The sequence below is a fragment of the Burkholderia sp. COPS genome, assembly GCF_019425585.1.
Lineage (GTDB): Bacteria > Pseudomonadota > Gammaproteobacteria > Burkholderiales > Burkholderiaceae > Burkholderia > Burkholderia cepacia.
The window spans coordinates 47,929-59,978 of record NZ_WIXR01000029.1 but is presented as its reverse complement, the minus strand read 5'-3'; the positions used below and the strand labels follow the sequence as shown (position 1 = coordinate 59,978).

Annotated in this window: 10 protein-coding genes; 5 read left to right on the top strand and 5 right to left on the bottom strand. The window is 68.1% G+C overall.

Annotated features, from left to right (window positions below):
* Nucleotides 1-543: 543 nt before the first annotated feature.
* From FOZ70_RS24445 to FOZ70_RS24430, 4 genes are all read right to left on the bottom strand, one after another.
* A complete protein-coding gene (locus tag FOZ70_RS24445) occupies nt 544-1,770 on the bottom strand; it encodes a patatin-like phospholipase family protein (RefSeq protein ID WP_219706990.1) in 1,227 nt (408 codons plus the stop codon).
* A gap of 24 nt (nt 1,771-1,794) precedes the next feature.
* Nucleotides 1,795-2,568 carry a PhaM family polyhydroxyalkanoate granule multifunctional regulatory protein gene (locus tag FOZ70_RS24440; protein WP_219706988.1) on the bottom strand — a complete coding sequence of 258 codons (774 nt, stop codon included), beginning with the start codon at nt 2,566-2,568 and terminating at the stop codon, nt 1,795-1,797.
* 88 nt (nt 2,569-2,656) lie between these two features.
* Nucleotides 2,657-3,484 (bottom strand): enoyl-CoA hydratase/isomerase family protein, encoded by an 828-nt coding sequence (locus FOZ70_RS24435; protein ID WP_060057591.1) that lies wholly within the window; start codon nt 3,482-3,484, stop codon nt 2,657-2,659.
* Nucleotides 3,485-3,601: 117 nt separating this feature from the next.
* A complete protein-coding gene (locus FOZ70_RS24430) occupies nt 3,602-4,594 on the bottom strand; it encodes a fumarylacetoacetate hydrolase family protein (RefSeq protein WP_165581303.1) in 993 nt (330 codons plus the stop codon).
* A gap of 169 nt (nt 4,595-4,763) precedes the next feature.
* Between FOZ70_RS24430 and FOZ70_RS24425 the strand changes: the two genes are divergently transcribed.
* The 5 genes from FOZ70_RS24425 (at nt 4,764) to metH (ending at nt 11,586) form a co-directional block, all read left to right on the top strand.
* Nucleotides 4,764-5,639, top strand: a complete 876-nt coding sequence (locus FOZ70_RS24425; RefSeq protein ID WP_021160146.1) for an IclR family transcriptional regulator — start codon at nt 4,764-4,766, stop codon at nt 5,637-5,639.
* Nucleotides 5,640-5,751: 112 nt separating this feature from the next.
* Nucleotides 5,752-7,044, top strand: a complete 1,293-nt coding sequence (locus FOZ70_RS24420; protein WP_219706986.1) for a DUF3108 domain-containing protein — start codon at nt 5,752-5,754, stop codon at nt 7,042-7,044.
* A 254-nt stretch (nt 7,045-7,298) separates the two neighbouring features.
* On the top strand, nt 7,299-7,556 hold the full coding sequence (locus FOZ70_RS24415) for a DUF3567 domain-containing protein (RefSeq protein ID WP_006477667.1): 258 nt from the start codon (nt 7,299-7,301) through the stop codon (nt 7,554-7,556).
* A gap of 202 nt (nt 7,557-7,758) precedes the next feature.
* On the top strand, nt 7,759-8,826 hold the full coding sequence (locus FOZ70_RS24410) for a homocysteine S-methyltransferase family protein (RefSeq protein ID WP_042977166.1): 1,068 nt from the start codon (nt 7,759-7,761) through the stop codon (nt 8,824-8,826).
* A gap of 42 nt (nt 8,827-8,868) precedes the next feature.
* The gene (gene metH, locus FOZ70_RS24405) at nt 8,869-11,586 is read left to right on the top strand and encodes a methionine synthase (protein ID WP_021162609.1); all 2,718 of its coding nucleotides are present in this window, start codon (nt 8,869-8,871) and stop codon (nt 11,584-11,586) included.
* Nucleotides 11,587-11,700: 114 nt separating this feature from the next.
* Here the strand turns inward: metH and FOZ70_RS24400 are convergent, their stop codons facing one another.
* The gene (locus FOZ70_RS24400; RefSeq protein WP_006489103.1) at nt 11,701-12,024 is read right to left on the bottom strand and encodes a DUF1840 domain-containing protein; all 324 of its coding nucleotides are present in this window, start codon (nt 12,022-12,024) and stop codon (nt 11,701-11,703) included.
* Between the last annotated feature and the right edge of the window lie 26 nt (nt 12,025-12,050).

The following is a 12,050-nucleotide window of genomic DNA, read 5'->3' as shown; positions in this document are numbered from 1 at the left end:
ACGGAATGTCCTTCTCCATGTCCCAGCGGACAGCTTCGAGCGACCTGTAAAGTTCCGGATAAAGCATGGTGTTCATGATGGTCCCACCCCTGTTCTGCGCAATGCGACTTCTCTAAACGTGACTGTTGCCGCAAAGGCGCGCCAAGCGCGCTTTTTGCGGCCAAGACTGTAATTTTACGCGTGAAACCGACCGGCCGGACGCCGATTGCTCGTCCGGCAGCCGGGCGGCCGCGCCGCCGCCGTTGCGGCATGCCGCAGCCACGCTCCGTACGAACGGAACCGGCTACGCGCTTGCCTGAGTGGGGGCCGGCGCTGGCCGGCTCGCTGACGAGCCCGTCCCCTGCCCCAGGCGGGTTCCCCGTAGGGCCCCGTGCGGATACCGGATCGGCGGGCTGTTCGATATGGTGTATACGGCGGCGGCCATGATAGCACGCGTGCATGACGGTTCCGAGACGCCCGCCCGGTCGCGCGCCGCCAATCGCGGTGCGGCGATCGGTCGCGGCCGGGCGTCACGAAAATGCAACCCCGCCCCTTCCCGGCGCATCAGACCCGTATTTCGCCGGTCGCGAAACCGTCTTCCGGCGGCATGCCGGCGGCCGGCGCGCTGCCGCCGTCCGCCAGCTCGATCCAGCCGGCCAGCGTGTCGCGCTGCGCGCGCCCGTCGCGGTAACCGAGCTCGATCAGTTCGCGCGTGAACGCCTCCTCGAACAGCAGGTAGCTCGCAAACGACGCGCCGGCCGGCTGGCTGCCGCCGATCGCGCCGAGCAGCCCGCGCATCGTCGCCGGCATCTGCTTCAGGTGTTTCGCGGCGATCAGCTCGATACGCTCGGACGGAGCGATCGCGAGCACGTCGACGTGCCGCCAGCCGCTGTCCACCTCGACCTGGTGCGGCAGGTGCTCGATCATCCGGTTGATGTGCTCGATGCGCTCGATGTCCGAGCCGATCGAGTCGAGGAACACGCTCGCGAGCACCTGCTGGCCGATCTGCGCGAGCGTCGGGTAGCCGCGTACCAGCCCCGTGCCGTTCGCGGCCGGAATCTCGGGCCGCGGGTCGGCCGCACCGACCACGACGATCCGGTGCGCGCCGAAGTGGATCGCCGGCGACAGCGGCGCGATCTGCCGGATCGACCCGTCGCCGAAGTACTCGATCTGCCCGTCGAGCACGAGCGGCACGGCCGGGAACACGAACGGAATCGCCGACGACGCGAGCAGGTGCGACGCCGACAGGTCGACGAGCCGCGCGGTGCGCTGCGCGCGCCGCCACGCCTGGATCGGCTCGGCCGCCTGGTAGAACGTGAGGTGCCGGCCGCTCGAATAGCTGAGCGCCGTGATCGACAGCGCGTGCAGCAGGCGCGCCTCGAGCATCTGCTCGATCCGGTGGAAGCTCAGCTCGCGCTGCAGCAGGTGCGCGAGCGGCGCGTTGTCGAGCAGCCCGCGCGGCGAGCGGCGGGCCGCCCAGCCGAACGTCATCGTCGCGAGCCATCGCGCACCGGCGGCCGCGATGCCGAGCCAGTCGGTGCGATACACGTAGTCGGCACGCAACGGCTCCCAGAATTCGAGCAGGCGCCGCACGCCGTGGGAAAAGTCGTCCGCGTGGCTCGCGATCGACGTCGCGTTGATCGCGCCGGCCGACGAGCCGCACACGACCGCGAACGGCAGCGTGTGCCGCTGCGGATCGGCCTCGCGCGCGATCTCGGCCAGTGCCTTGAGCACGCCGACCTGATAGGCGGCACGTGCGCCGCCTCCCATCAGAACGAGCGCGAGCCGCATGATCGACCTGCTATCTGCGCCGCGTCACGTCGAACGCTTCGGCGGACGGGTTTCGGGCGACGACGCGGCTGCCGCGCGCGCCGCGGCCGAACCGGTCGCGCCGGTCGCGCTGGTCGACTTGGCACGCTTCGCGGCGGGCTTGCGCGGCGCGGCGGCGGCCGGTGCCGGCTTCGCGGCCTGCTCCGGCGCAGCGGCCGCGTCCGGCGGCGCATCGCCCGGCGCGGCGGGCTGCATGCCCGGCTGCGCCATCGCGAGGCTCGCGAGCTGGTTGAACTGCGACTGCAGCAGGTTCCACCAGCCGGCGGGATCGAAGGCCTGCGCGGCGTCGCCCGCGGCTGTATCCGCGGCGGAAGCATCGGCATCCGCCGCCGCCGGCGCATCGCCCGGCGCAGCCGACGCGGGTTTCGCCGCCTGCGCCGCCGCGACGGCCGCTTCCTCGGCCGCCGACATCGAGCTCTGCGCGAACGCGCCGAACGCACGCAGCGTCGCGAGCGTCGCACGCTGGACCTCGAGCGCCTGGATCGCCGACTGCAGCATCCCGAGATTGAGCTTCAGCCACTGCTCGACCGCGCGCAGGTCGGTGATGCGCTTGTCGAGTTCCTCGACGCTCGTGAGCGGCGCCATCATGTCGGACATGCTCGACAGCGACGGCGGCAGCCCATGCGCGCCGCCCGGAAACGGCGTCATCGCGCCGAACGGCGACATCCGCATCATGTCCCACATCCGGTCCATCATGTCGGCGGGCTTGAAGCCGGCAAAGCCGGCGAAAGGATTGGAGCCGGAGGCATCGGTCGTCATACGGGCATCCTGGTTGACTGGGTGAGGGCGAGGCGGCCGCCATGGGTCGCGCGAGCCGCGCCTGGATCGATCATAGCGCCGGCGCGTGTCAGAACGGGGCGTCGCCGGGGAACTCGGGCGGGCGCCGCTCGCGCAACGACCGGAGGCCTTCCTGCACGTCGGGCCCGGCAAACCCCATGAATTCGAGCGCAAGCGACGTATCGAAGGTCGGCCCGGCCGTGCGCAGCCAGTTGTTCAACGCGTACTTGGTCCAGCGGATCGCCGACTGCGAACCGTGCGCGAGCCGCTCGGCCACTTCGTACGCCTTCGGCAGCAGGTCGGCCGGCTCGACCGCGAGCGACACCAGCCCGATCCGCTCGGCCTCCTCGCCGCTCACCGGTTCGCACAGCAGCAGGTAGTACTTCGCCTTCGCCATCCCGCACAGCAGCGGCCACACGATCGCCGCGTGGTCGCCGGCCGCGACGCCGAGGCGCGTGTGGCCGTCGATGATGCGCGCGTCCTTCGCGGCGATCGAGATGTCGGCGAGCAGCCCGGCGACGAGCCCCGCGCCGACGGCCGGGCCATGCATCGCCGATACGATCGGCTTGCTGCAGTTGATCACGTTGTAGACGAGATCGCGCGCCTCGCGCCACACGCGGGAGCGCACGTCGAAGTCGTTCGCCATGTCCTCGACGAGCGCCAGATCGCCGCCCGCCGAGAAGCCCTTGCCTTCGCCGCGGATCACCGCGACGCGCGTGTCGGGATCGCGGTCGACGTCGCGCCAGATGTCGGCGAGCTCGCGATGCATGCGAGCGTTCGCGGTCGCGAGGCCGCTGCGGTTCGCGCCCTCGCCGCTCATCACGATGTCGAGCACGCCATGGTCGCGGCGCGTCACCTTCAGTGCTTCGTAACCGCCGTATGCGGAGAGATCCGCCATGTGCCGCTCCTTCGAGTCGAGGCTCTTGAATCGAGTGTAGCCAAGCCCGCGCGGGCAAACATCAGGCGAAACCCGGCGCGCAGGCCGAAGCCGGGTTTCGCGCAAGCGCCGCGCGGCTTACGCCGCGCCGTCGGGCGGGGCGACCGACTGCTCGATCGCACCGAAGATCGACTTGCCGGCCGCGTCGAACATCTCGATGCGCACGGTGTCGCCATAGCGCATGAATTCGGTCTGCGGCGCACCGTGCTCGATCGTCTCGAGGCAGCGCTTCTCGGCGATGCAGCAGTAGCCGCGCTTCGCGTCCTTGTTCGACACCGTGCCCGAGCCGACGATCGACCCGGCGCGCAGGTTGCGCGTCTTCGCCGCGTGCGCGACCAGCTGGCCGAAGTGAAACACCATGTCGGTGCCCGCATCGGGCTGGCCGACCTTCCTGCCGTTCCAGTGGACGATCATCGGCCGGTGCACGCGGCCTTCGCGCCATTCATCGCCGAGTTCGTCGGGCGTGACGGCGACCGGCGCGAATGCGGTGGCCGGCTTGCTCTGGAAGAAGCCGAAGCCCTTCGCGAGCTCGGCCGGAATCAGGTTGCGCAGCGACACGTCGTTCACCAGCGTGACGAGCCGGACGGCCTTCAGCGCTTCGTCGGGCGACGCGCTCATCCGCACGTCGCCGGTGATCACCGCGACTTCCGCCTCGAAATCGATGCCCCATTCCTCGGACGGGCACACGACGTCGTCGCGCGCGCCGAGGAAATCGTCGCTGCCGCCCTGGTACATCAGCGGGTCGGTCCAGAATTCGGGCGGCATCTCGGCGCCGCGCGCGCGGCGCACGAGCTCGACGTGGTTCACGTACGCGGAGCCGTCCGCCCACTGGAACGCGCGCGGCAGCGGCGCCATGCAGTTGGCCGGATCGAATGCGAAGGAATTGCGCGCGCGGCCGTGATTCAGCGCGTCGTACAGGTCGCGCAGCTGCGGCGCGTAGAACGCCCAGTCGTCGAGGACACGCTGCAACGTCGGCGCGATCGCGTCGGCGATCGCCGCGGTGTGCAGGTCGCGCGACACGACGATCAGCTGGCCGTCGCGCGTGCCGTCCTTCAGCGAAGCAAGTTTCATAAGGGGGACTCTGCCGTTGTAGTGACGATGGAGGGAATCTATTTTACGATGGTGAATCCCGGCGGTGCGCCACGATCGTGCACGCCGCTTTCGTCCCGATTTTTCGTCCCGATTTTTCGCCCCGTATTTTCACCCCCATTCCTGCCGCATTTTCGCGCACCTGCCGCCCATGCCCGCCAACCCGCTTCCCGACGACGATCTCGCCGACTCCGACACCGACGACGCCGCTTCCGGCGAGCACGGCGAAAACAGCGAGAAAGTCCGTTCCGGCATCCAGTCGATCGAGGTCGGCTTCCGCCTGCTCGACGTGCTGACGAGCGAGCCGCGCGCGATGATGCTGCGCGACCTCGCGCAGCGCGCGGGCATGAGTCCTGCGAAGGCGCACCGCTACCTGGTCAGCTTCTCGCGTCTCGGCGTGGTGTCGCAGGACCCCGTCTCGGGCCGCTACGAGCTCGGCGGCTTCGCGCTGCAGATGGGGCTCGCGCGGCTCGCGCGCGTCGACGGCGTGAAGCTCGCGCGGATCGCGCTGACCGAATTCCGCGACCGCCTCGACCAGACGGTCGGCATCGCGGTGTGGGGCAACCAGGGGCCGACGATCGTGCACTGGATGGAGTCGAGCCACCCGGCGAAGGCGTCGCTGAAGCTCGGCGACGTGATGCCGCTGCTCGGCTCCGCGACGGGCCTGCTGTTCGCCGCGTACCTGCCGCGCAGCAAGACCGCCGCGATGCTCGAGCGCGAACTCGCCGATACGCGCCGCTCGCCGCACCACGGCGGCCCGCGCACGCTCGACGAGGTCGACGCGGTGCTCGCCGACGTGCGCAAGCACGAGGCCGCGCGCGTCGAGGGGATGCTGCTGCCGACGATCCACGCGTTCTGCATGCCCGTGTTCGATGCGGTCGGCGAACTCGCGCTCGCCATCGTCGCGCTCGGCCAGGAAGGCTCGTTCGACATTGCATGGGGCGGCGAGATCGACACGGCGCTGCGCGCATGCGCGCAGAAACTGTCTTACGAACTCGGCTATAGTCCCGACGCGCGCGACGCCTGACGCATTCCGCCCCGTCACGGCACGCGCGCGAACGCGCGGCGCATTCGACAGTCCGATTCCTGTGGCGCGCGCCGCGCGCCCGACATCACGCGAGCGCCCCGATCCTGTTCCGATGCCCATGCAGCCTGCCGACATCCGCCCGAGTCACGCCTTGCCCCGCCGCTGGCTGCGCGTGGGCATTGCGCTCGTCGTCGTGCTGGTGCTGCACACGCTCGCCGCGTTCTGGCTGATGCGCAACCGCGACGCGTTCACCCCGCCCGCGCCCGCCGAAGTCCCCGTGCAGATCGAGCTGCTGAAACCACAGCCGATCGAGCGCCAGCCCGCGCCACCTGCGCCGAAGCCGGTCGAGCATCCGGCCGCGCCCGCACCGGCGGCTCCCAGGGCCGCCGCGCCGAAACCCGCGCCGGAGCCGGTCCTCACGTCGACGCAAACGGCCGAACACGGCGAGCCGCCGGCTGCCGCGTCCGCAGCGAGTGGCGTACCGGGCGCGTCGGGCGCGCACGCCGCGTCGGCCGCGGGTGCCGCCAGCGCCGCCGGCGCCACGACACCGGGCCCCGCGACGAACGGCGTGAAGTTCATCGCGCCGCCGTCCGGCGACCTGCAGTACGACACGTTCTACAACGGCATGCAGAACATGATCGGCACGATCCACTGGCGTACCGACGGGCGCACCTACGACCTGTCGGTGTCGATGCCCGTGCCGTTCGTCGGCCCGTTCTCCTATCGCAGCGAAGGCCGCATCGACGCGTTCGGCGTCGCGCCCGACCGTTACGTCGAAAAGCGCGGCAAGCGTCCCGAAGACATCGCGATCTTCAATCGCGAGATCCGGCAGGTCGTGTTCACGCGCACGCCGAACAACGCACCGTTGCCCGACGGCATACAGGACCGCTTCAGCATGCTGATGCAGCTGTCGGGGCTCGTGCGCGGCAATCCGTCTGCGTACAGGCCGGGCGTCACGCAGCAGTTCTTCGTGATCGACAACAACAGCGGCGAGACCTGGCCGATCACCGTGATCGGCGACGAGCAGGTGCAGACGCAGGCCGGCATCATCGGCGCGCGGCACTTCATGCGCCTGCCGCGGCGCGACGGCGACACGCGCCGCATCGACATGTGGCTCGCACCGTCGCTCGGCTGGCTGCCCGCGCGGCTCGTGCAGACCGAACCGAACGGCGCGCAGATCGAACTGTTGTGGCACGGCCCGCTCGCGGCGCCGGGCGTGCCGTCCGACGAGACACCGGCAGGCGGCGCCACGCCTGCGCCCGCCGCTGCACCGGCGCCCGAACCGTCGGCCGCACCGGCCGCCGAACCGGCACAACCCGCGCCGCCCGCCGCCGTGCAACCGCCGGCTGCACAACCGGCTGCACCGCCCGCGTCTTCGCCTGTCACATCACCTGTCACACAGTGAACTCGCACGCGAATGCGCGTGATTCGGCAATTTCGACCGATTACAGATTTCCGTGAAATCGCCGATGACACTCTTTAACAACTATTTCCGTCCACCGGTCGACAATGGGAAACGTTTCATAGACATCGGCTTCTAACCGATACACCCCACGCAAACGGGAACGGGGTGTGCAGCGCAAGCCCCTTGAAACCGGCAAGGCTCGCCCCACCTAGGGGACAACAAGGCCAGATGCCACTGCGAAGAGGAGTGCCGCCATGCAAATGATCTACAACAGCCCCAACTACTGCGTCGTCGAATTCGCGCCGCAGGCCGGCCACCACCTGATGAATGCCGGCGGATACGAAATCGTCGACAAGAACGCGCAGCGCGAGATCTTCATCGACGGCGAACTTGCCGAACGATTCCGCGCACACGTGAAGCAGCTGATCGAAGATGAACCGTCGCTCGATGAAGTCGACGAATTCCTCGGACAATTCGACAGCCTGATGATGATGCCCGTCGTACTGCACTGACGTCCCGCGGCCCGGCGCCTCGCGCGGCCGGGCCATTCGCCGCGCATCGACGCGGCGCCGCGAGCACTCCGATCATGCCCCTGCCCGGTTCGCCGGGCGGGGGTTTTCATTTGGCGGTCCGGCCGGCGCCGCGCAAGGCCGGGCGGCGCCCATGCGCACCGGCTACAATGACGGTTTTCCCGTCTTCGCCGGTCTTTCGCCCATGTCTGCGACTCCTCTCGCCGCTTCCGTCCCGCTCGACGCGCACTACACGCGCGGCGCCGCTCTGCCTGCGCTGCTGAAATCGCGCATCCTGATCCTCGACGGCGCGATGGGCACGATGATCCAGCGCTACAAGCTCGACGAAGCCGCGTATCGCGGCGAGCGCTTCAAGGATTTCCCGCGCGACATCAAGGGCAACAACGAGCTGCTGTCGATCACGCAGCCGCAGATCATCCGCGAGATCCACGACCAGTACTTCGCGGCCGGCGCCGACATCGTCGAGACCAACACGTTCGGCGCGACGACCGTCGCGCAGGCCGATTACGGGATGGAAGATCTCGTCGTCGAGATGAACGTCGAATCGGCGAAGCTCGCACGTGAATCGGCCGCGAAATACGCGACGCCGGACAAGCCGCGCTTCGTCGCCGGCGCGATCGGGCCGACGCCGAAAACGGCCAGCATTTCGCCGGACGTCAACGATCCGGGCGCCCGCAACGTCACGTTCGACGAGTTGCATACGTCGTACTACCAGCAGGCGAAAGCGCTGCTCGACGGCGGCGTCGACCTGTTCCTCGTCGAGACGATCTTCGACACGCTGAACGCGAAGGCCGCGCTGTTCGCGCTCGACGAACTGTTCGAGGACACCGGCGAGCGCCTGCCGATCATGATCTCGGGCACCGTCACCGATGCGTCGGGCCGGATCCTGTCGGGCCAGACCGTCGAGGCGTTCTGGAACTCGCTGCGTCACGCGAAGCCGCTCACGTTCGGCCTGAACTGCGCGCTCGGCGCGGCGCTGATGCGCCCGTACATCGCCGAGCTCGCGAAGCTGTGCGACACCTACGTGTCGTGCTACCCGAACGCGGGCCTGCCGAACCCGATGGCCGAGACCGGCTTCGACGAGACGCCGGACGTCACGTCGGGGCTCCTGAAGGAATTCGCGCAAGCCGGGCTCGTGAACCTCGCGGGCGGCTGCTGCGGCACGACGCCCGAACACATCGCCGAGATCGCGAAGGCGCTCGCCGACGTGAAGCCGCGCCGCTGGCCGAACCAGTACAGCGACAACGCCTGACCCGACCGCCCCACGCCCTTCATCACCAGAATTCGCACCGCCATGACCGATCACATGATGCGCCTCGCCGGCCTCGAGCCGTTCAACGTCACGTCCGGAACGCTGTTCATCAACGTCGGTGAGCGCACCAACGTCACCGGCTCGAAGGCGTTCGCACGCATGATCCTCAACGGCCAGTTCGACGAGGCGCTCGCCGTCGCGCGCCAGCAGGTCGAGAACGGCGCGCAGGTGATCGACATCAACATGGACGAGGCGATGCTCGATTCGAAGGCGGCGATGGTGCGCTTCCTGAACCTGATCGCATCGGAACCGGACATCGCGCGCGTGCCGATCATGATCGACTCGTCGAAGTGGGAAGTGATCGAGGCCGGCCTGAAGTGCGTGCAGGGCAAGGCGATCGTGAACTCGATCTCGCTGAAGGAAGGCGAGGAGGCGTTCGTCCATCATGCGAAGCTGATCCGCCGCTACGGCGCCGCGGCCGTCGTGATGGCGTTCGACGAGCAGGGCCAGGCCGACACGTTCGCGCGCAAGACCGAGATCTGCAAGCGCTCGTACGACGTGCTCGTGAACCAGTGCGGCTTCCCGCCGGAAGACATCATCTTCGACCCGAACATCTTCGCGGTCGCCACAGGCATCGAGGAGCACAACAACTACGCGGTCGACTTCATCGAGGCGACCCGCTGGATCAAGCAGAACCTGCCGTATGCGAAGGTGAGCGGCGGCGTGTCGAACGTGTCGTTCTCGTTCCGCGGCAACGACCCGGTGCGCGAGGCGATCCACACCGTGTTCCTGTACCACGCGATCCAGGCGGGGATGGACATGGGCATCGTGAACGCGGGCCAGCTCGGCGTGTACGCCGAGCTCGACGCGGAACTGCGCGAGCGCGTCGAGGACGTGATCCTGAACCGCCGCGACGATTCGACCGACCGCCTGCTCGAAATCGCCGACAAGTTCAAGGCGGGCGGCGCGAAGAAGGAAGAGAACCTCGAGTGGCGCAACCAGCCGGTCGAGAAGCGGCTCTCGCATGCGCTCGTGCACGGCATCACGAACTTCATCGTCGAGGATACCGAAGAAGTCCGCGCGAAGATCGCCGCGGCCGGCGGCCGCCCGATCAACGTGATCGAAGGCCCGCTGATGGACGGGATGAACATCGTCGGCGACCTGTTCGGCCAGGGCAAGATGTTCCTGCCGCAGGTCGTGAAATCGGCGCGCGTGATGAAGCAGGCGGTCGCGCACCTGATCCCGTTCATCGAGGAAGAAAAGCGCCTGCTCGCGGAAGCGGGCGGCGACGTGCGCGCGAAGGGCAAGATCGTCATCGCGACCGTGAAGGGCGACGTGCACGACATCGGCAAGAACATCGTGTCGGTCGTGCTCCAGTGCAACAACTTCGAAGTCGTCAACATGGGCGTGATGGTCCCGTGCAACGAGATCCTCGCGAAGGCGAAGGTCGAGGGCGCGGACATCATCGGGCTGTCCGGCCTCATCACGCCGAGCCTCGAGGAAATGGCATACGTCGCGTCGGAAATGCAGCGCGACGACTACTTCCGCGTGAAGAAGATCCCGTTGCTGATCGGCGGCGCGACGACCTCGCGCGTGCACACGGCGGTCAAGATCGCGCCGCACTACGAAGGCCCGGTGGTCTACGTGCCCGACGCGTCGCGCTCGGTGTCGGTCGCATCGAGCCTGCTGTCCGACGAAGGCGCGGCGAAGTACCTCGACGAGCTGAAGTCCGACTACGAACGCATCCGCGACCAGCACGCGAACCGCAAGGCGCAGCCGATGGTCACGCTCGCCGAGGCGCGCGCGAACAAGACCAAGGTCGACTGGGCGGGCTACCAGCCGGTGAAGCCGAAGTTCATCGGCCGCCGCGTGTTCAAGAACTACGACCTGAACGAGCTCGCGAACTATATCGACTGGGGCCCGTTCTTCCAGACCTGGGATCTCGCGGGTCCGTACCCGGCGATCCTGAACGACGAGATCGTCGGCGAATCGGCGCGCCGCGTATTCTCCGACGCGAAATCGATGCTCGCGCGCCTGATCCAGGGACGCTGGCTGACCGCGAGCGGCGTGATCTCGCTGCTGCCGGCGAATACCGTCAACGACGACGACATCGAGATCTACAGCGACGAGTCGCGCAGCGAGGTGCTGCTCACGTGGCGCAACCTGCGCCAGCAGAGCGTGCGTCCGGTGGTCGACGGCGTGATGCGGCCGAACCGCTCGCTCGCCGACTTCATCGCGCCGAAGGAATCGGGCGTCGCCGACTACATCGGGATGTTCGCGGTGACGGCCGGCCTGGGTGTCGACGTGAAGGAAAAGCAGTTCGAAGCCGACCACGACGACTACAGCGCGATCATGCTGAAGGCACTCGCCGACCGCTTCGCGGAAGCGTTCGCGGAAGCGATGCACGCGCGCGTGCGGCGCGAGCTGTGGGGTTATGCGAGCGGCGAGACGCTCGACAACGATGCGCTGATCGCGGAAAAGTACGCGGGAATCCGCCCGGCACCCGGCTACCCGGCCTGCCCCGACCACCTCGTGAAGCGCGACATGTTCGACGTGCTGCACGCGGACGAGATCGGCATGAGCGTGACCGACTCGCTGGCGATGCTGCCGGCCGCAAGCGTGTCGGGCTTCTATCTCGCGCATCCGGACAGCACGTATTTCTCGGTCGGGAAAATCGGACAGGATCAGCTCGAGGACTACGCGCGGCGCATGGCGCTGTCGCTCGACGACGCGCGCCGCGCGCTTGCGCCGCAGCTCTGACCGGCCCTTCGGCGGGCGCATCGGCGCCCGCTATCGTCAGACAAAAGAAAAAGCCCGCTCGGAAGCGGGCTTTTTTCTGCCTTTCGATCCTTTCGGACCGCCGGGCAAGGACGCTCAGAAGCCCCAGTGCACGTCGGCCTGGCCGGCTTTCGCTTCGCGCAGCATCGTGAGGAACGGCGCGACGCGCTGGGCCAGGCTCGGCGGCACTTCGTGGTGCGCGTGGTCGGCTTCGTCCTCGTGGAAATGGCCGGCATGCTCGGCGCGCTCCTGCTTCGCCTGCGCAACGGCGCCTTCCAGCTTGGCGATCGCGTGGTCCAGTTCGTCGTGCGTAATCACGCCGCGCTCACCCAGCTGCTTGCCGACGAGACCCAGCACATACACGGCGAAATCCTTCAGCACGTCGAGATCCTGTGCCGCCTTGCTCTTGAACGTAATCATGACAATTCCCTTTTCATCTTGTTGTG

What these genes read in the sequence shown, in the direction of transcription:
- FOZ70_RS24435 (WP_060057591.1), bottom strand. Translation starts at nt 3,484, where the DNA reads ATGGCGGATCTCTCCGCATACGGCGGTTACGAAGCACTGAAGGTGACG.
- FOZ70_RS24440 (WP_219706988.1), bottom strand. Translation starts at nt 2,568, where the DNA reads ATGACGACCGATGCCTCCGGCTCCAATCCTTTCGCCGGCTTTGCCGGC.
- FOZ70_RS24425 (WP_021160146.1), top strand. Translation starts at nt 4,764, where the DNA reads ATGCCCGCCAACCCGCTTCCCGACGACGATCTCGCCGACTCCGACACC.
- metH (WP_021162609.1), top strand. Translation starts at nt 8,869, where the DNA reads ATGACCGATCACATGATGCGCCTCGCCGGCCTCGAGCCGTTCAACGTC.
- FOZ70_RS24415 (WP_006477667.1), top strand. Translation starts at nt 7,299, where the DNA reads ATGCAAATGATCTACAACAGCCCCAACTACTGCGTCGTCGAATTCGCG.
- FOZ70_RS24445 (WP_219706990.1), bottom strand. Translation starts at nt 1,770, where the DNA reads ATGCGGCTCGCGCTCGTTCTGATGGGAGGCGGCGCACGTGCCGCCTAT.
- FOZ70_RS24420 (WP_219706986.1), top strand. Translation starts at nt 5,752, where the DNA reads ATGCCCATGCAGCCTGCCGACATCCGCCCGAGTCACGCCTTGCCCCGC.
- FOZ70_RS24410 (WP_042977166.1), top strand. Translation starts at nt 7,759, where the DNA reads ATGTCTGCGACTCCTCTCGCCGCTTCCGTCCCGCTCGACGCGCACTAC.
- FOZ70_RS24430 (WP_165581303.1), bottom strand. Translation starts at nt 4,594, where the DNA reads ATGAAACTTGCTTCGCTGAAGGACGGCACGCGCGACGGCCAGCTGATC.
- FOZ70_RS24400 (WP_006489103.1), bottom strand. Translation starts at nt 12,024, where the DNA reads ATGATTACGTTCAAGAGCAAGGCGGCACAGGATCTCGACGTGCTGAAG.